Raw genomic sequence first — 18,072 nt, forward strand, 5'->3', positions numbered from 1 at the left:
CCAAGGATTAATAATTGCAATGCCGCAACCGGTAAAATCCTTGACATTTCGTGTGGCAATCGCTGCTCGCCTGCTGCTGGCGATGGCGGCAATCATCAGATCCACGGCATCGGTATTGATTCCATCGATTTCGCACGCCGCGGCAATTTCGCCGTAACGATAAGCGGCTTCTTCGTCGAAGGGGAAAATTCTGCCGCTGAAAGCTTCGGCGATAAAATCCGAAAAGCTCGCAGTTAATTGGATCCGGCGCTTACCCACGCTGGATCTCTGCGATGGTGATTGCGGTGATAGCAAGATGTATCGGTTTTTGCGCTTTGATCCATTTTCTAACATTCGCATCGGATTGTTCGCGCATCAGCTCCGAAATAACGTTGGTATCCAGGACGATCATACGTCAAAATCAACGACCTGACGTTTCGTGCCGCGCTTCGGCAAGTCAAGCGATACACCATGCTCCGAGCCGAAATACTTTTCCGCGATTTGTGCAATATCGGCGGACGTGAATTCGTTGGCAAGCGATGCTTTCTGCAAAATATGGCGTACATAAGCTTCCAGTGAAACGCCCGCTTGCGCCGCACGCATGCACAGCAGTTCTTTGGTTTTTTTGGGTAAATCCCGGATCGTGATGCTCGCCATGCTTTTCTCTTATTGAGTGCCTATAAGTGCAATCAATGATGTCAAACTCAAGCGATAAAATCAATGGCAGGGCGGAAGTATTACAAGTTTTTGCATTAAACCTGGTTTGCTCGGCTGGAGTCGGCGTATCTGATGTTGGTTGCTGAGAGGGTTTGTTTTTTGTAGAGTGAATCAGAAAGCGTCATCCACCGTGATACAGTTTCATGCGATGCCGCTTGGTGCATTGTGTTGTACTGCGCTTAACGGCGCCTACAAGACCGCAGATGGTGTACCGGATTATTGTTCCAGGAACCGCCGCGCACCACGCGGGCCTCATCTCAGAGAATCCTGCAGAACAGCACTCTGCGTTGTCAGTATGCCAATAGGAACCGCAAAAATAAAGCAAAATTTGCGCGCGGCGCCGCTTCGCGGCGCACAGTGGGCAGTACCTCAGCGCATCAGCGTTCAGCGCGCCAGCGAACCGTTATTCGATGGGGGACTCACATAACACCCGGAAGCCGAGACGGAAGTCCGGATGGTAGTCGTAGCGCACCGACGAGCGCACGATGTCCGGATTACTGCCCCAGGAACCGCCGCGCACCACGCGGGCAAAACTATCGGAAGCACATTGTTGCGGAGCATTATTCTGTGAATCATTGGAATAATCAGAACAAGTCCATTCCCAGACATTGCCTGACATATCGTGCAGTTTCCAGGGATTGGCTTTGAATTGACCGACCGGCGCAGCCTGCTGATTATCCCAGCGGCTGCCGCAACCATCGCAATTGGCGTTATTTTTGCCCACATCACCGCCCCAATAATATTTTGTGGGAGTTCCGGCTCGCGCGGCGTATTCCCATTCAAATTCGGTCGGCAGGCGACAGCTTAACTTCGTACGTTCACTCAACCACGCGGCATAGTCCACTGCGTCTTTGTAATCCACATAAACGACCGGCTGATTGCCACGGCCGCCGGTTGCCGTATCGGGACTTTTTACCTGTATCCCTTTTTGTTGCTGCGCTTGGATATAGTCATCGTATTGCGCGTAAGTTACTTCATATTTCCCCAGGTAGAAAGGTTTTGCAATTTGCACGGATTTACCGGGAGGGTCGCCGAAGTTGAAGGAGCCGGAGGGAATCAGTACCAGCGTGACCGGTATCGCAGGATCGCCTGGAGGCGCACTGACCGGATCAATCAGGATCGATTCGCCTTTCCATCCCAACAACCCGAACAACAGACCCGCAGGCAGTAGCCACAGTAGCCCTTTGGCTATTCCGTAGGCAGGCATGCCTTGATGAAACAACCGTTTGCGCAAAACTTCCGGCAACCGCTGCGCAAGCCGCACCAACGGGCCACGGTGCAGAAAATCCACCAGTACCACATCGCGCGCCGGACCGCGGCGGCGGTGTAACCATGCCGCCAGCAATCGCTTGTGGCGGGCTAGTGTCAGCAATGGCGCGCCTTTGCCTTTGTCAATCGCATGTATCAATCGTTTTTCGATGATTTGGCGGAAATGCGCTTCGCTGGTGGAATTGAGGCGATGAACCAATTGCAGCCGCAGCCAGGCGGGCATGAATGCATGACGGAACCAAGGCAAAGCGCCGATCGCGGCCATACCCAGCATTAAATCGCGGGAATCAGCATTTATTTCACGGCCGAGCACCAGCGTCATCGCAGGCGAAATTGCCGGAAAAATCGAGCAGGCACACAGCCATTGAAAGCGCTGTGCACCGAGATAATCGCGCAATTGAAACAGCAATTCTTCCTGAACCGTGTCAGGCGGTGCGTTACGTTGAATCACCCAGGCCAGCGCATTGTCGCGCAACAGAGATGGGTAATTCAGCGGCCAATCGGCGCCGACCGCCAAGCCGAGTTGCCCTGCTGAGAACCAACCCGCTGCGGTAGCGAGCGATTCGGGTTGCATCGGCAGCACCAGAAAACCCTGCTCGTCTGCAGCCTGTTCCGCCCAACTCCAAGCGTTCAATGGCATGGGTGTCAGCCAGGCGCGCTGCGGAAAAGCATTCAAGAACGTGACCCAATGACGCGGCAAACCGGTAACTTCATCCACTAACGCCAATGCTTCGGCAAACATCAGCAAACGGTGCCCGGCGTAACGTGCAGCCAGCTCGGCGAAGGTGGTTTGTCCAAAACGTTCGCGTCCTTGCGCACCTGTGCGCATGCGCCAGCAACCGGTCTGAGGAGCGCCTTCGAAGTACAGTACGTCCGCGGCAACGCCGTTTTGCATCAAAGCGGCGATCAATGCATCGCTATAAGCGGCATGATGATCGGCCGGGTGCCGTTGATCGATCAGCACCAGATATTCGGGTGTCTGTTTCAACAGCCGATAACGGAGCGACAATACGCCGCCAGCCTGCAGGGTAGCCCGGATGGTGGTTAGCGAATCCAGCGCAGTACGTTGTCCGGCATAAGGCTGACGCATTAACCGCGCAGCACTTCGGATAATAGTTGGTGCTGGTTCTAGCGGTACGGGATTGGGGTCGGTGAGGAAAAACTGTTCTATTTCCCGATCGGTGCGGGTGTTTTGTAGGTAAAGTTGACGCCGCCAATGCGCCCAGAGCAGCCATAGCAGCATCAGCAGCGAAGCACCGCCAACCGTCAACAGAGTGGGTCGGGCTGCGGAAAACCATTCGGGTATTGCAGGTGCAACAGGAATTGAGGGTTGCGCAAATTCAAAAGTTAGTTCGGGTGGAGGCGGTTCTGGTGTTAATGGCGGCGAAGGCAGGGATTGCGCTGAATCACCGTTTGTTGCACTGAATCCTCCTTTACTGGGGTCGATAGGTGGTTGAAAGGGGTTCCAAATCCCCAGTGCGATGATTGTCAGCAATACCAGCGCTCCTATAAGCAAGACTGCATGCCAGCGCTTGAATTTGCGTGATTCTGGGTCAGTCTGAGGGGAATTCCGATTCGCCGGATTTGGATCACTCGAATGATCATCGGCGCGCTGTTGTGTGGTGAATTGCGCCAGTAATGACGCATATTGGCGTTGTTGTTCCGGCTTGGTACAAAGTAATGGCCTGATGAATGCCAGAACCTCCGTTGCTGAGCGGTGTTGCACCAGCTCGCCACGCACGGAAAGCTGTACCAGAAGTCTTTGCACTTGCAAGCGTTCGCGCACACCTATTTTGAATCCTGCTTGATCCAAATAGCTTAGCCAGGCATCGAGCATGGCGCCCAAGCTGGGATCATTAAACGACATATCGCTTGTCAGGTAAGCAGTGATTTTGCAATCTTGATGTCATCGCTGGTTTTGACCAGCGCACCCAAACACATCGTCAATATTTCCTGTTGCTGCGCTAGCGGCTTATCCCACTCTAGCTTCGCTTTGGACAATGCTAACAACCAGTCGAGCAATTCGGATGTGGAAGGCTTTTTTGCCAATGCGGCCTGATTCCGCAATGCGAAGAAAAGTGCCAATGCGTCACGGTACGCCAGTTCGTCGAGTTGCAGTTGCTGCAATCGGCTGCCGAGAATTTCTTCAATTTCTGTTTGACTCTCGGGGAATTCGATATGGTGGTATACGCAGCGACGCAAGAAAGGTTCGGGCAATTGCTTCTCGGAATTACTGGTGATGATTACAATCGGATTGAATTCTCGATCTGCTTTGAAGCTGACACTCAACTCCGGGATGGAAAATTCCAAATTTTCGATCTGATTGAGTAAATCATTAGGGAAATCCCGAGGGGCTTTGTCGATTTCATCAATGACGACGATCGAGGCGGTGGGTTTCTCATGCTGCCATTCAGGACCAAGACGTGCTTCCACAACATGCGGATCGAGTGTACGCAAAATCGCCAGCCCCATTGCGGCAATTCGCACGAATTCCTTGTTTTGCGGCAATGGTTTACCGGCGGCTGCATTCAGTTGCGATTGGCCGAATTGACGGATGTTGTCGAAGTGATAAAAGAGATCGTTTGCCTGACTGGACGACTTGGTATCAAAACGCAATACTTCCGTCTTTTTCAGCTCTGTCGCCAGCCGGTAAGCGAGTTGCGTTTTGCCGGTCCCAGGCTCGCCGGTTAGCAGTAATGGCATTTTCAGCGCCAGAGCGACATTGACCGCATTGACCAGATCAGTACCGGCCCGATACCCGCGTGGGTCATGAAAGGAGTCGACTTCACTTACCAGCGGATTGTTTGATGCGCCTTCGATCGGTCCTTGTCCCCGGAATTGATGGAATGTCATATGTGCCCTTTTCTTGTTAATCGATTACAAAATTTCGTTAATTTTAGAGGCAAATTTGCGCATGCGTAGCGGCTGGATCAGCAAATTCGCAAAATTCCGCAGCAAATCTTCTTCACTGATACGTTGTAATTTCTCGACATGAACACGATACCATTGGATGATATCTTCTTTGCCAATGTCTCTGAGTGGCATGATGTCGACAAGATGCGTCCGTTGATAACCTGATATCTTCAATGTTTTTTGAAGGTCTTTTTCAGTTATCAGTTCGCTGTCTTCCAGCATCATTGCAATGACCAACCGGTTTAGCTGTGCTTCCGCCGAGCAATGCTCAAGCAAATCCAGCAATACACGAATACCTGCAGCAGTATTTTTTTTCGGTTCTTTAGGTAGATCGGTCACCAGCGTAATAACGCCTGACGACGCGGAAAGCCAGCGACTCAGTGTAGCTTCGTCCGTTAGTTGATAGGGATTTCCCGTCAATGCATCCGACAAAGCGCTCATCATAGTGGCCATCATTTCTTGAGCGTTCGATTTTTCTTCTTTGTTGAATGGCCAAATAAAGCGCTTTGTCTCCAGCAATTGCGCATTGCGCACGGTTAAATAATCGCTAAGGTTTTTGTGGTGTAAACGCTTCCAGAAATTTGGCAAATCATCATCGTGGATACCCTTTGTCAACACCAGCAGCGCCGTATTGCTCCAAAGTTTGACTCGTTTGTTGAATTCATTGACCGCAGCGGTTTGATTACAAAAATAGGGTAGTAGTGGAACGAATTTGTGCTGAGAAGCTGCGGATGTCACCGCTTTTATAGTTTGTGATTGTTCCGGTTGCGTGGGTTGTGCGGATATTGCCGCGGTAATTTCCGCGGTAATTTGTTTGGCGACCTCGTTCCATACATGAGCACGATCTTTTCCAATCCAGTCGGAAACCGGTTTGAGTGAAAATTCGATATCCTTGGGCAAAGCTCCCAGTTTGCCAAGATTTCGCTTTTGGCGATCTCCCGGGATTGGCAATTTTTCCCAAGGGCAAGGATTTAGTATTACTTGGATGATGGGTAACGATCGACTAACTGCAAAGGCGAGCTCACGTAAATAGCAAAATTCTGAATTAAGTGAATTAACGCTCACCAGAAAAATAAAATATTCCGCTTGATCAAGTGCAGATTGAATTGATTCGTCCCAATCTTTACCGGCGCGTAGTTTATTGCGGTCAAAAAACACTTGATCCGGTGAGATAAACAATTCTGGCAAACCTTGCAGTTGCAACTTAAAATGATCCATAAACTGCCGGGCATCATCAGAATCTTTATGCGAATACGACACAAAAATCCGGCAACTCTTGTTTTCCGGTTTAACTGAATCGGCCGTTTGTTGAGTTGTCAGAATCGGTAGTGCCATTCAAATTTGAAAATCATAATCAGGGAATATTCTTTTGTTATCAAATACGGCACAAAAAACTGCATGATCGTCGTTAATATCAATGCTTACAAACGATAGCTATTGCTCGGATTTTAGCGTATTTTCTACAAGAATCTCTACTTCAAAAATTTCTGCAATCATCCTGACTTGCTGTGAATGGGATTGGGATATACCTATGATTGGGCATCCGCATAGCCGCACCGGTGAGCGCTCGGCGGTGCAGGAAGTGCAACAGATGCACGGTTTGACGGTTACGCCGATGATTTGGTCGCCTATTTGCACCATCACCCGGAACTGTCGCAACATTTGCATGCGGTGCAACAGTACCGGGACCGGTATGGCGTGAATGCATGCGCAAACGATTTGCTGCGTCGGGCGGTGCTCAGAAAATCTCTTATCCTATTGATATTCCTGGTTTTCTGTACTCCATCTGAAACGCTGATGAAAATTGATTAACCGTTTTTATTTCATATGTTTATCAAAAAACGGGATTATTTTTTCAGGGTGTTTTCCGAAATAATTGTATCCATCCTTAAATCGCCGGGTGGTTCCTTCAATCCAGAGCAGCTCCTTCTTTTTGCTTCCTAAAAGATCGAAGGTTTTTTGCGCGTCCTCAGGATTTTTCGTCCACGCATCGTCTTTGACTTGAACCATCAATACCGGCATTTTTACGCCATGAGCCGATAAATGCGGTGTCATTTCATCCATCAGAAAAGCGCCTGCTTTCAGCAATTCGAAATCCAGTAAGTCCAGATACTGGTCAACACCTTGCAGTTCGGAAAATGCCTGATAAATGGCTCTCATGGACACCACCATCGGACTGCATAAACACCGTACATTTTCGAATAACTCCGGATGCCTGTTGATAGCTTCATACTGTGAATTGCCACCCATGCATTGGCTGTATAAGCCGACCTTCATTTTGCCCAATCTCGGATGGTGATCGACATACCTCTTTACCCCCACGCAGTCGCGCCATTCGATCTGTCCGATACCGCTCACGCCATTATTGGAAGCGCCGCTTCGTCCGTGATTCCGGATATCGTACGCAAGCACGTTATACCCAGCATCGGTCAGGTGTTTCATCTGGATGACGAAATCAATTTCCACGGCATCGTATGTGCTCCAAGGTTCTCCGAAGTGGCCTTGGAAGCCTGCGCGGCACATCGGAAGGGCATGGTTAAAAATAACCAATTTATCGCTTTCACCGCCTTTGGCAGGAATATACCAGCCTTCCAATGGTACGCCGTCTTCGGCAGGGAAGAAAATATCTTCCCATCCCGTCATGCCATAATCGTCCGGCGTTTTATGAAGAACGCTTCTGAAAGGCTTCACTACATTGACCATGCCTTTGATCTTCGCATAATCCGCGTCGGAGATTGTCTTTAATTGCGCCAAGGCGTTGGACATTCTTTCTTCTGACATTCTACTCATGGCTTTCTCCTTGTTAGGGGTTAGTTTTCTGCAAACAATGCTGCAACTTCGCTCAAAAATTCTTCGGTCGATAGTTGACTGCCCATACGTCCTCGAATGACTGCTTTATGCTCAAATGATTTGGCGCCATTTCTCATGACGAGGGATTTGAATTCATCAATGTAGTCCTGCCCGTAATTGCTGTTGTAAGAATTGAAAAACACCACATCCTTGCCATCGAAGCGATTATTTTCTGCAAATTTCCAGATAGGAGGGGAAGGCCGATAGAACCATATCGGCGAACCCAGATAGATTTTGTTGTATTTGGAAAGATCGATAGTTTGTGGCGTAATTTCAACTTCATGATCCTGAAAAGACATGGCGGCGTTTGCTAATCCTGTCAAGCCGATTTCATATTTGGGCGCTTCTATAGCGATGAGCTCCGCATCGAACATTTCAGCGATCTTGTTCGCCATAATCGCGGTATTGCCCGAGCGTGAAAAATAAATGACGGCGACATCCGATTGCTTCGATGATTGTGATTTCGCAAGCAAATCGCTGTTCTTATCAAACTGGCTTCTTTCTATCGAAGTAATGATTACAGGTGCAATGATTGCAGCCAGAATCAGAATGGAGATCGTATAAAACAGCACTTTTTTCATTTTTCCTTCAGGTTCCTGATTTTGAGTAGCTTATTTCGTTTATCAAAACTCTCCTATCATAAAACTCTGAGATTCTTGCCTAAAAGTCTATGAATCAGGAAGAGTGCATTCTTTTGTGCAATATCCGGTTACACTTTATCTATGAAAGAAAACCTGAAAGAGCTTATTGAAATCGTAGATAAACTGAATCTGTCCGAGGGAATCAATGAAACAGCGATTCCTATCTTAACGATTCGCAAACATTCGGAGTCAATCACTGCGCACAGCATCTTCACACCGTTATTCTGTCTTAATTTGCAGGGTAACAAAGAAATCGATTTAGGCGATGAACATTATTTTTATGGCCCCGGACAATTCATTCTAGTATCGGCTGAGCTTGCCTTGACGGGTCGAGTAACAAACGTCAGCAAGAAGAATCCATTCTACGGAATAATCATTGAAATCGATCCGCTCTTGATCATCGATGTTTTAAAAGACATGCCTTTTTATAAAAAGGACAAATCGACGCCAAAGCGGGCATTGGTCGTCAACACGGCTGACAATAAAATCTTCGATGCCACGAAACGTTTATTGCTGACTCTCAATGCAAAAGATGAAATCCCTATTCTTTCCAAACTCTACATCAAGGAGATATTATTTCGGCTGCTACAGATAGATAGCGGACAAACGTTGGCACAGTTAGGATTGATGGGTAGTCAATTTCAAAGAATTAAAAACTCGATTTCTTTTATCACCAATAATTTCAAAGATAAACTCAATGTCGATGAATTGGCGCATGCGGCTGGCATGAGCACGGCATCATTTCATAAATTTTTTAAAGAAGTCACGGGCTTTAGCCCCATCCAGTTTCAGAAAAAAATAAGACTGATAGAAGCCAGAGGATTAATATTGTCCAACTCAAAAGGCATTTCCGATATTGCGTTCAGTGTGGGCTATGAAAGCCCCTCGCAATTCAGCAGGGAATATTCCAGAAAGTTTGGTATCTCGCCGAATGAAGAGCGCTTATTAAAAAAACATTAGCGCTTCCAAGACTTTTGCGTCGGATTGTTCGCGCATCAGTTCCGAGATAACGCTGGCATCCAGGGCGATCATACGCCAAAATCAACGGCCTGACGTTTCGTGCCGCGCCTCGGCAAGTCAAGCGATACACCATGCTCCGAGCCGAAATACTTTTCCGCGATTTGTGCAATATCGGCGGACGTGAATTCGTTGGCAAGCGATGCTTTCTGCAAAATATGGCGTACACGAAAATAAAGCAAAAATCGCGCGGCGCCGCTTCGCGGCGCACAGTGAACAGCATTGCAGCGCATCAGCGTTCAGCGCGCCAGCGAACCGTTATTCGATAGGGGACTCACATAACACCCGGAAGCCGAGAAGGTTGCTACGATTGACCGGATGGATGAGGTCGCGCACCGACGAGCGCACGTTGACCGGATTAAAGTACCAGGAACCGCCGCGCACCACGCGGGCCTGAGTATCGGTTACTTCACTGTTGCAATGCTGCTCATTTTCGTCAAACCGATCACGCCAGTTCGAACAGGTCCATTCCCAAACGTTACCTGACATATCGTGCAAACCGTATTTGTTGGCGGAGAAACTGCCCACCGGTGCCGCTTCTTGGTTATCCCAGGAACTGCCGCAGCCGTCACAATTGGCATTGTTGCTGCCGGGTTCGTCACCCCAATGGTAAGCGCTCGTGGTACCGGCGCGTGCCGCAAATTCCCATTCCGCTTCGGTCGGCAAGCGGCATTGCTTGCCTGTTTGTTCACTTAACCAGCGTGTATAGGCCATTGCGTCAAACCAATTGACATTGACGACCGGCCGGTCGCCACGCCCGCCTTTGGCGGTATTCGGAAAAGTAATCGCCGTATTACCCGAGCGATGTTGCTGCCAAACGTAATAATCGTATTGCTCGTAGGTGATTTCGGTTATACCCAGGTAAAAAGGTTGCTCAATGGAAACTGATTTACCGGGCACCCCAAAGTGTTTTTCAGCTTCGTCGAGTTGAGCGATAAATGCCGCATCTTGTTCGCCCATGTTGAAGGAACCGGAAGGAACGGTGGTTAAAGCTGGCAGTATGGGGTCTCCAAAACGGAAGCGCTGCAACGTCCAGATCATATCCGGGGATAGGTCATGCCGCTGCACCCAGGCAATCGATTCCATGGCATATCCAGCTATCATCGCGAGCATGGAGATCAATCCAAGCTGCACTCGCCGGCTCCAAGCCAGAAAACGCCCCTCGATCGAATGTTTGGGAATGCGTAATTGGCGAAATTTATTGAGTCCGAACCAGCGCAAGTTCCAGATGCGCCCAAAGCCTTTGCTGTGCTGCCATTGTTGGCTTTCATGAATCAATAGCTGACGGTAGTGGTCACGATCGCGGTTATTGTCGATGTAATCGAATAGCGTCGGCCAATAACCAACCCATTTCCCGGTTGCGGTATCTTTGCTACGTGCGCGGATCAATGTTTCGTGGATCAGATCGGCATACTGCCGGTCTTGTTCTTGATTGATCGTAATCAAACGTAGTACATCGTGATGTTCGGTATGCATGACTGCGTGGTCGCGTTGACCGGAAAGCATGCCGACGACTTTGCGGCCGGTTTTATCGTCGCCATTGCCTGCGACAAAGACTGCTTCTTCCAAGGCAACACGTTGACGGGTATGGCGGCCTTCGTCGTTGATTCGCGTCAGGCGCAGCAGTAATTCCAACGCGGCCAATTTTCCTTGCGGCACCGCCTGATCGATGCGGGCCAGCAATGCATCGGCTTGGTTGCTCAGCATGCCGGCGATGCCGCCTTGTTGTTGATACAACTTACCACTGAGCTTGTGGTCTTGCCGCTGCTGCCACAGCAACAACAACGCATTTTCCACCAGCGGCAACGCGCCGATTTCGTCTTGGGTGTCCTTCAGGATCGCGGTGGTGATTTCGCTGACATCGAGACCTGCCAGCTTGGCGGGTTGTTCAATACAGTCTTGCAAGCCTTGCGCGGAAATCAACGGCAGGAAATAGCGCTTGCAGCAGTCGTTATAAACCGTTTGTAGTTTCGGCAGATATTCGAACCGGTCGAGAAAGTCCGCGCGCACGGTGTTGATCAGAAACAAGGGGCATTCCGGATCGGCCAGCGCATGGGCGAGCAATGCATCGAACTGTTTGCGTTCGGTTTCATCGGCGAAAGTGAACAGTTCTTCGAATTGGTCGACGATCAGAAGATAAGCGGTTTGCGTCGATGAAGTGCGATAGGCTTTGATCGCATCAGCGAGAGAGGCCGGTTTTTCGAGCTGAATCATTTCCGCCAGCTTAAGGCGTTCTAACGGTTCATCGGTCAGCCCAAAGATGAGCGCATCCCGCAGGCTTTTCACTGGATTTTTACCGGGCATCATCGGCCTAAGGATGCGCCATTTCGCAAAACCGGTGCGCTCCAGCAAGAAACCTTGCTCGATCAGCGGTAGCATGCCGGCGTTCACCAGCGACGATTTGCCGGAACCGCTGTTGCCTTCGATCTGCAGCCAGCGAAAGTATTTCTCGCCGTGGCTACGCTGCGTTCTTTGCGGATCGATGCGATGTTGATCGCCCAAACCTTCCAAGGCTCTCAGCGTTTCCTGGCGGCGCCCGAAAAATAAAGGTGCATGTTGCCTGCCAAAAGCGCTCAAACCCAGAAAAGGGCGACCTTCAAATGTTATGGCATTTCCGTTGCGGGTGGCGCGGCTTTGGATCGCTGCAATTAACTGAGGTGGCAGTGGTTCGGATATATCCCAACGAACCGATTGGAACGACGACAGAAATGCGGGCAATGGTATCGATTGCGTATCCTCCAGCAGAACCGGAAAAATCGGTAGTGATTCCGATTCTCCAGCCTTGGCGTAATGCCGCCGCAGCGCCACATGATATTCCGCACCTACCCAACGCTGCACGCCGTCTTTGCCGATCAGCAACACGAACGCTGCGCATTGTTCCAGTGCTTTCTCCAATTCGGTAATCCATTCATCGCCGGGTTGAATGTTGTCTTCATCGCGAAACGCGCTTAAACCGGCTTTTTCCAATTCGGTGCGTAATTGCACGCAAGCTGCACGATCGGCTCGGCTGTAGCTGATGAATACCTGAGAGGTAGTTTGTGTTTCAGGCGGCATAATGGAAGTTTGCGATGTCTTGATCTCGCGATTATAAGTCGATCATAAATTTCTCACTATACTCGGAATGACAGTTTCTTAGCGCTTACTTAGACTTCGGTGTCGTTGTTTGATTGTTTGACGCACGTTGTCCGGGGAAGCCGGTATGATACGAGATCGGGAGGTGGGAATGTCAAAGGTTTTGGTGATCGGCGCGACCGGTCAGATTGGCGCGGGGTTGATGCTGCCGCAAATGGCGAGCCGCGTGACCGCGTGAGTGACTTTGCGTGATTTCACTTTGCGAAGTGCGGGGTAAACCACAAAGCCCGGCCACGATATGCCGCTATTGGATGGAGGATTCGCATAACACCCGGAAACCGACATCGAAGTTACCAAGGTCCGGGCGGAGGTCGAGGTGGTGGCCGCGCACCGCCGAGCGCACGCGGTCCGGGCTATGATTCCAGGAACCGCCGCGCACTACGCGGTATTGCGAGTCAGTGTCATCATTGTTGCAGTGCTGTTCACTGCCATCAAACCGCTCGCGCCAATTCGAGCAGGTCCATTCCCAAACGTTACCCGACATATCGTATAAGCCGTATTGGTTGGCGGAGAAACTGCCCGCCGGTGCCGCCTCCTGGTTATCCCAACGGCTGCCGCAGCCGTCGCAGTTGGCATTGTTGCTGCCGGGTTTGTCGCCCCAATGATAAGCGGTTGTGGTGCCGGCCCGGGCGGCGTATTCCCATTCCGCTTCGGTCGGCAGGCGGCATTGCTGGCCTGTTTGTTCACTTAACCAGTGTGCATAAGCTACTGCTTCAAACCAATTGACATTGACCACCGGCTGGTCACCGCGCCCGCCTTTGGCAGTGCTGGGAAACTCCACCTTATTACCTGCGCGATGTTGCTGCCAAACGTAATAATCGTATTGTTCATAGGTAATTTCGGTGGTGCTCATGTAAAAAGGTTGTGCTATTTGAATTGTTTTACCAGGTACTCCGAAGTATTTTTTAGCTTCGCCAAGTCCCGCGATAAATGCTGCATCTTGCTCGCCCATATTGAAAGAACCGGAAGGAATAACGGTTAAAGCGGGCAGTATGGGACCTCCAAAACGGAAACGTTGCAATGTCCAGATCATATCCGGGGATAGATCATGTCGCTGCACCCAGACGATGGATTCCGTACCATACAGCACAAGTATCGCCAGCATCAATAGAAGTCCGGCTTGCATGCGCTTGCTCCACGCTAGAAAACGCCCTTCGATCGAATGCTTGGGGGTGCGTAATTGGCGAAATTTACTGAGTCCGAACCAACGCAAGTTCCAGATGCGCCCGAGACCTTCGCTGTGCTGCCATTGCTTGCTTTCATGCGCTAATAATTGGCGGTATTGATCGCGATCGTGGTTGTTGTCGATGTAATCGAATAGTGTCGGCCAATAACCGATTAATTTTCCCGTTGCAATGTCTTTGCCGCGCACGCGGATCAATGTTTCATGGATCAGGTCGGCATAGTGCCGGTCTTGTTCCCGGTTGATTGTAATCAGTCGCAGCACATTGTGATGTTCGGTATGCATGGCTGCATTGTCGCGTTCTCCGGAAAGCATGCCGACAACTTTACGTCCGGTCTTGTCGTCGCCATTGCCTGCGACAAAGATCGCTTCGTCCAAGGTAACACGTTGGCGGGTATGGCGGCCTTCGTCGTTGATTCGCGTCAGGCGTAACAGCAATTCGAGCGCGGCCAATTTGCCTTGCGGCACGGCCTGATCGATACGCGCCAGTAATGCATCGGCCTGGCTGCTCAGCATACCGGCGATGCCGCCTTGTTGTTGATACAATTGACCGCTGAGTTTGTGGTCTTGCCGCTGCTGCCACAGCAGTAACAATGCATTTTCCACCAGCGGCAATGCGCCGATTTCGTCTTGAGCATCCTTCAGGATCGCGGTGGTGATTTCGCTGACATCCAGATCTGCCAGCTTGGCGGGCTGTTCGATGCAGTCTTGTAAGCCTTGCGCGGAAATCAGCGGCAGGAAATAGCGTTTGCATTGCGTGTTGTAAATCGACTGCAGGTGCGGCAGGTATTCAAAACGGTCGAGAAAATCCGCGCGCACGGTGTTGATTAAGAATAACGGACATTCCGGATCGGCCAGCGCAGCCGTCAGCAATACGTCGAATTGCTTGCGCTCGGATTCATCGGCGAATGTGAACAGTTCCTCGAATTGATCAATGATCAGCAGAAAAGCGGTGTTGTCTCGCTTGAAATCCTTGAGGGTAAACGCCAACGCGCGCGCATCTTCTTTGAGCCGTTTCAATCGGCCCAGCGCATTGCGCCGGGTGGGATCTTCGATCAATCCTTGCTCCAGTGTTTCCGCGAGTTTTTCCAATGGCGTCTTACCGGGCATCATTGACCCCAGAATGTGCCAGTGCTCAAAACCGGTGCGCGCCCATAAAGCATCGCGCTCGATCAACGGCAGCATTCCGGCATTGACCAGCGACGATTTGCCGGAACCGCTGTTGCCTTCGATTTGCAGCCAGCGGGTGTAAGCCGTTGCCTTGTGCTGGTGCAATTGTTCAGGATCGGATTGTTGCTGATTGCCGAGGTAAGTCAATGCTTCCAGTGTTTCCCGTCGCCGCCCGAAAAACAATCGTGCATCATCCCGGCTAAAAGCGCTTAGTCCGAGGTATGGACAACCTTCGAAAACTGTTTTGCTGTCGGAGCGGATCGTACGCGTTTTAATTGCTTCGATTAGTGCATCCGCCAGCGGATCGGAAGGTTTCCAGCGATCCACTTGAAACAGTGCTAAAAACGGCGGCAGCGATTCCGGCTGTGCATCGTCCAGCAAAATCGGAAAGATCGGTAAACGTTCGGCATCGTCATGTGGCGCCAAGTGCCTTGTCAAGGCGACTTCCACTTCCGCGCCGACCCAGCGCCGGATGCCGTCTTTTCCAATCAGCAGCACGAATGCACTGCACTGTTGCAATGCATTTTGTAATTCGGTAAGCCACCGATCGCTTCGATGAATGTTTTTTTCATCTTGAAATACACTCAAACCGGCTTTTTCCAGCTCGGTGCGTAATTGCACACAGGCTGCACGGTCGCTGTGGTTGTAACTGATAAATACCTGAGAGGAGGATTGGATTTCTGGCGGCATAATGAATGCTTGCGATGTCTTGATCTTGCGATTATAAGTCGATCATAAATTTCCCGCTGCATTCGGAATGACAGTTTTTTTAGCGCTTACTTAGACTTCGGCATTGTTGCTTGATTGTTTGACGCACATTGTCCGGGGAAGCCGGTATGATACGAGATCGGGAGGTGGGAATGTCAAAGATTTTGGTGACCGGCGCGACCGGTCAGATTGGCACCGAGTTGACGCTGGCGCTGCGTGAGCGCTATGGAGCTGACAACGTGATCGCTGCCGGGCATCGCCGCGAACCGTCCGGCGTTCTGGCGCAGACCGGATCGTATTGCAGCCTCGATGTGCGCGATGCTGCGGCGCTCGAAGCAGTGGTGGCCGGGCATGGCATTACAGCGATTTATCATCTGGCGGCGTTGCTTTCGGCGGTGGCGGAAGAACAGCCGTTGCGCGCTTGGGATATCAATATGAATGGTTTGCTCAATGTGCTCGAATGTGCGCGGCAGCACGGCTGCCAAGTGTTTTTCCCGAGCTCGATCGCTGCATTCGGTCCCGGCACGCCGCCGTTCGATACGCCGCAAGATACCGTGCAGCATCCGTCGACGATCTATGGTATTACCAAAGTGACCGGTGAATTATTATGTGATTATTACTACCATCGCTATGGCGTTGATGCGCGTGGTGTGCGCTATCCGGGATTAATTTCGAACCAGGTGCTGCCGGGCGGTGGCACCACCGACTATGCCGTCGATATTTTTTATGCAGCGGTGAAGCTGCGGCATTACGATTGTTTTTTGCGCGCGGATACGCAACTCGACATGATGTACATGCCCGATGCCATTGCGGCGGCGATGCAATTGATGGCAGCCGATGCCGGCCGGTTGACGCACCGCAACGGTTTTAACGTCACTGCGATGAGTTTTACCCCGGCGCAATTGGCGGCAGCGATTCAGCAGCACTGGCCGGATTTCACTATCGGTTATACGATCGATCCGCTGCGGCAGGCGATCGCCGATTCCTGGCCGCGCCACATGGATGACAGTGCCGCCCGCGCCGAATGGGGTTGGCAGCCGCGCTACGATTTGGCGGCGATGGTGGACGATATGCTGCAGCATATTGCGGCGAAATTGCGTAATGAATAACCGGAGGGTGTCATGACACTTGCAAAAATAGAACCGCTGTTTCAAGCAAGACTCAATCAATTGCAGCAACAAGGTGTGCGCAAGGGGGACGAGAAGATTATCAGCGGCGTGCTGCCACCATCCGAAGGTCTCGGGTCGCGTTACCGGCTGCAAGGCTATGAGAATCGCGCGTTTTTGCGCATGAATTCGAATTCTTATCTGGGATTGGCGCGGCACCCGGCGGTGATCGAAGCGGAAACGCGGGCAGCCGAAGAGTTTGGCGCCGGGCCCGGCGCAGTGCGCTTTATCAGCGGTACGTATGCGCCGCATGTCGAATTGGAGCGGCGGCTGGCGGCGTTTCATGGGCGCGAAGCGGCGATGTTGTTTAGCGCCGCGTATGCCACGATGGCCGGAGTGTTGCCGCAGTTGATTTCCGAGCAGACTTTGGTGGTCAGCGATGCGCTCAATCACAACTGCATCATCAACGCGATCCGGCTCGCGCACCCCGCCGGTAAAGCGATTTATAAGCATGGCGATATGCGCGAACTGGAAATTCTCTTGAGCGCCAATCGCGATCGCTATCAGCGTGTGTGTGTCGTGACTGACGGGATTTTTAGCATGCGTGGCGATCATGCGCCGCTTGCCGAGCTCGAAGCTTGCTGCGCCAATCATCAGAGCGATTATCCGGAAGGGATCGTAACTCTGGTCGACGATTCGCACGGCATCGGCGCATTTGGCAAAACCGGGCGCGGCACCGAGGAAGTGGCCGGTGTTCAGGCGGATGTGATGGTTGCCACGCTCGGCAAAGCGTTCGGCGTCAACGGCGGTTATGCCGTAGCCAGCGCGACGGCCATTGCCTACTTACGCGAGAACGCGCCGCTGTATATTTATTCGAATCCGATCACACCCGCCGAAGCGGCTGCGGCACTGGCGGCGTTGGATATTCTGGAAAGCGCCGAAGGCTTGCGCCTGCTCGAACGATTACGTCATTTCAGCCACAAACTGCGAACCGGTTTGCAACAACTCGGCTTCGAAACATTAACCGGCGAACATCCGATTGTGCCGGTTTTTATCCGCGACACCGCCAAAACCGCCGCGCTGGTTATGCATTTATTCGATCACAACATTCTCGCCACCGGTCTGAATTATCCGGTCGTGCCGCAAGGCGAGCAGGAAATTCGCTTGCAAGTTTCCGCCGAGCATACCGAGAAAGATTTGGATTATTTGCTGGAGGTGCTGGGAAGTTTTAACCCCGGTAATTGAGGTTAAGGTAATAATGATAACGGTATCAAGAACTATTATCGTTTGTAATCAATAATTTGTTGTTGTTTTTATCATTTCTGGCTCGTATAATGCCGGATGTCTGCACAATACTTTACGGCTCTTGTGTGCCTGGATAGGCAAC

16 protein-coding genes are annotated in these 18,072 nt (G+C 51.1%); 5 read left to right on the forward strand and 11 right to left on the reverse strand.

All coding sequences use genetic code 11. The annotated features are described in order from the left end of the window. The 3 genes from KF839_RS09345 to KF839_RS09355 form a co-directional block, all read right to left on the reverse strand. Positions 1–258: PIN domain-containing protein (locus KF839_RS09345; protein WP_476739068.1), on the reverse strand; the 258-nt coding region annotated here is incomplete at its 3' end. Further along, the gene (locus KF839_RS09350) at positions 251–391 is read right to left on the reverse strand and encodes a PIN domain-containing protein (RefSeq protein ID WP_292917572.1); all 141 of its coding nucleotides are present in this window, start codon (positions 389–391) and stop codon (positions 251–253) included. The genes KF839_RS09345 and KF839_RS09350, both read right to left, overlap by 8 nt. Next, positions 388–636 (reverse strand): FitA-like ribbon-helix-helix domain-containing protein, encoded by a 249-nt coding sequence (locus tag KF839_RS09355; protein ID WP_292917573.1) that lies wholly within the window; start codon positions 634–636, stop codon positions 388–390. The genes KF839_RS09350 and KF839_RS09355 overlap by 4 nt, the downstream gene beginning before the upstream one ends. 166 nt (positions 637–802) lie before the next feature. Between KF839_RS09355 and KF839_RS09360 the strand changes: the two genes are divergently transcribed. After that, on the forward strand, positions 803–1,123 hold the full coding sequence (locus KF839_RS09360; protein WP_292917574.1) for a hypothetical protein: 321 nt from the start codon (positions 803–805) through the stop codon (positions 1,121–1,123). On the opposite strand, the gene KF839_RS09365 is transcribed toward KF839_RS09360, so the two are convergent. The 3 genes from KF839_RS09365 to KF839_RS09375 are packed head-to-tail and all read right to left on the reverse strand — an operon-like array spanning position 1,100 to position 6,213. Beyond that, complete coding sequence (locus tag KF839_RS09365; protein ID WP_292917575.1) at positions 1,100–3,832, reverse strand: formylglycine-generating enzyme family protein; 2,733 nt, start codon at positions 3,830–3,832, stop codon at positions 1,100–1,102. The genes KF839_RS09360 and KF839_RS09365 overlap by 24 nt on opposite strands. 8 nt (positions 3,833–3,840) lie before the next feature. Continuing rightward, the gene (locus KF839_RS09370; RefSeq protein ID WP_292917576.1) at positions 3,841–4,818 is read right to left on the reverse strand and encodes an AAA family ATPase; all 978 of its coding nucleotides are present in this window, start codon (positions 4,816–4,818) and stop codon (positions 3,841–3,843) included. Between the two features lie 24 nt (positions 4,819–4,842). Further along, positions 4,843–6,213 carry a toll/interleukin-1 receptor domain-containing protein gene (locus KF839_RS09375; RefSeq protein WP_292917577.1) on the reverse strand — a complete coding sequence of 457 codons (1,371 nt, stop codon included), beginning with the start codon at positions 6,211–6,213 and terminating at the stop codon, positions 4,843–4,845. A 196-nt stretch (positions 6,214–6,409) separates the two neighbouring features. Here KF839_RS09375 and KF839_RS09380 point away from each other — a divergent pair, with 196 nt between their 5' ends. Beyond that, the gene (locus tag KF839_RS09380) at positions 6,410–6,580 is read left to right on the forward strand and encodes a hypothetical protein (RefSeq protein WP_292917578.1); all 171 of its coding nucleotides are present in this window, start codon (positions 6,410–6,412) and stop codon (positions 6,578–6,580) included. A 116-nt stretch (positions 6,581–6,696) separates the two neighbouring features. Here the strand turns inward: KF839_RS09380 and KF839_RS09385 are convergent, their stop codons facing one another. Both KF839_RS09385 and KF839_RS09390 read right to left on the reverse strand, forming a co-directional pair. After that, positions 6,697–7,668, reverse strand: coding sequence for an alpha/beta hydrolase family protein (locus KF839_RS09385; protein ID WP_292917579.1), 972 nt, complete (start codon positions 7,666–7,668; stop codon positions 6,697–6,699). Between the two features lie 20 nt (positions 7,669–7,688). After that, positions 7,689–8,309: a flavodoxin family protein gene (locus KF839_RS09390; protein ID WP_292917580.1), complete on the reverse strand. Its 621-nt coding sequence runs from the start codon at positions 8,307–8,309 to the stop codon at positions 7,689–7,691. Between the two features lie 141 nt (positions 8,310–8,450). Here KF839_RS09390 and KF839_RS09395 point away from each other — a divergent pair, with 141 nt between their 5' ends. Next, on the forward strand, positions 8,451–9,329 hold the full coding sequence (locus KF839_RS09395; RefSeq protein ID WP_292917581.1) for an AraC family transcriptional regulator: 879 nt from the start codon (positions 8,451–8,453) through the stop codon (positions 9,327–9,329). A gap of 68 nt (positions 9,330–9,397) precedes the next feature. Here the strand turns inward: KF839_RS09395 and KF839_RS09400 are convergent, their stop codons facing one another. The 3 genes from KF839_RS09400 to KF839_RS09410 form a co-directional block, all read right to left on the reverse strand. After that, positions 9,398–9,619: a hypothetical protein gene (locus KF839_RS09400; protein ID WP_292917582.1), complete on the reverse strand. Its 222-nt coding sequence runs from the start codon at positions 9,617–9,619 to the stop codon at positions 9,398–9,400. Positions 9,620–9,644: 25 nt separating this feature from the next. After that, positions 9,645–12,440, reverse strand: coding sequence for an nSTAND1 domain-containing NTPase (locus KF839_RS09405; RefSeq protein ID WP_292917583.1), 2,796 nt, complete (start codon positions 12,438–12,440; stop codon positions 9,645–9,647). Between the two features lie 322 nt (positions 12,441–12,762). After that, entirely contained in the window at positions 12,763–15,561 is a 2,799-nt protein-coding gene (locus tag KF839_RS09410) for an nSTAND1 domain-containing NTPase (protein ID WP_292917584.1), read from the reverse strand. Between the two features lie 170 nt (positions 15,562–15,731). Here KF839_RS09410 and KF839_RS09415 point away from each other — a divergent pair, with 170 nt between their 5' ends. After that, entirely contained in the window at positions 15,732–16,688 is a 957-nt protein-coding gene (locus KF839_RS09415) for an NAD-dependent epimerase/dehydratase family protein (RefSeq protein WP_292917585.1), read from the forward strand. Between the two features lie 12 nt (positions 16,689–16,700). Beyond that, positions 16,701–17,930, forward strand: coding sequence for an aminotransferase class I/II-fold pyridoxal phosphate-dependent enzyme (locus KF839_RS09420; protein WP_292917586.1), 1,230 nt, complete (start codon positions 16,701–16,703; stop codon positions 17,928–17,930). Positions 17,931–18,072 lie beyond the last annotated feature (142 nt).

It is taken from the genome of Nitrosomonas sp. (assembly GCF_019635155.1).
Lineage (GTDB): Bacteria > Pseudomonadota > Gammaproteobacteria > Burkholderiales > Nitrosomonadaceae > Nitrosomonas.

Bases quoted from the DNA above. Each gene is read 5' to 3' on its own strand.
- KF839_RS09350 (WP_292917572.1), bottom strand. From the start codon at position 391: ATGATCGTCCTGGATACCAACGTTATTTCGGAGCTGATGCGCGAACAA.
- KF839_RS09355 (WP_292917573.1), bottom strand. From the start codon at position 636: ATGGCGAGCATCACGATCCGGGATTTACCCAAAAAAACCAAAGAACTG.
- KF839_RS09365 (WP_292917575.1), bottom strand. From the start codon at position 3,832: ATGTCGTTTAATGATCCCAGCTTGGGCGCCATGCTCGATGCCTGGCTA.
- KF839_RS09370 (WP_292917576.1), bottom strand. From the start codon at position 4,818: ATGACATTCCATCAATTCCGGGGACAAGGACCGATCGAAGGCGCATCA.
- KF839_RS09375 (WP_292917577.1), bottom strand. From the start codon at position 6,213: ATGGCACTACCGATTCTGACAACTCAACAAACGGCCGATTCAGTTAAA.
- KF839_RS09380 (WP_292917578.1), top strand. From the start codon at position 6,410: ATGATTGGGCATCCGCATAGCCGCACCGGTGAGCGCTCGGCGGTGCAG.
- KF839_RS09385 (WP_292917579.1), bottom strand. From the start codon at position 7,668: ATGAGTAGAATGTCAGAAGAAAGAATGTCCAACGCCTTGGCGCAATTA.
- KF839_RS09390 (WP_292917580.1), bottom strand. From the start codon at position 8,309: ATGAAAAAAGTGCTGTTTTATACGATCTCCATTCTGATTCTGGCTGCA.
- KF839_RS09395 (WP_292917581.1), top strand. From the start codon at position 8,451: ATGAAAGAAAACCTGAAAGAGCTTATTGAAATCGTAGATAAACTGAAT.
- KF839_RS09400 (WP_292917582.1), bottom strand. From the start codon at position 9,619: ATGCGCTGCAATGCTGTTCACTGTGCGCCGCGAAGCGGCGCCGCGCGA.
- KF839_RS09405 (WP_292917583.1), bottom strand. From the start codon at position 12,440: ATGCCGCCTGAAACACAAACTACCTCTCAGGTATTCATCAGCTACAGC.
- KF839_RS09410 (WP_292917584.1), bottom strand. From the start codon at position 15,561: ATGCCGCCAGAAATCCAATCCTCCTCTCAGGTATTTATCAGTTACAAC.
- KF839_RS09415 (WP_292917585.1), top strand. From the start codon at position 15,732: ATGTCAAAGATTTTGGTGACCGGCGCGACCGGTCAGATTGGCACCGAG.
- KF839_RS09420 (WP_292917586.1), top strand. From the start codon at position 16,701: ATGACACTTGCAAAAATAGAACCGCTGTTTCAAGCAAGACTCAATCAA.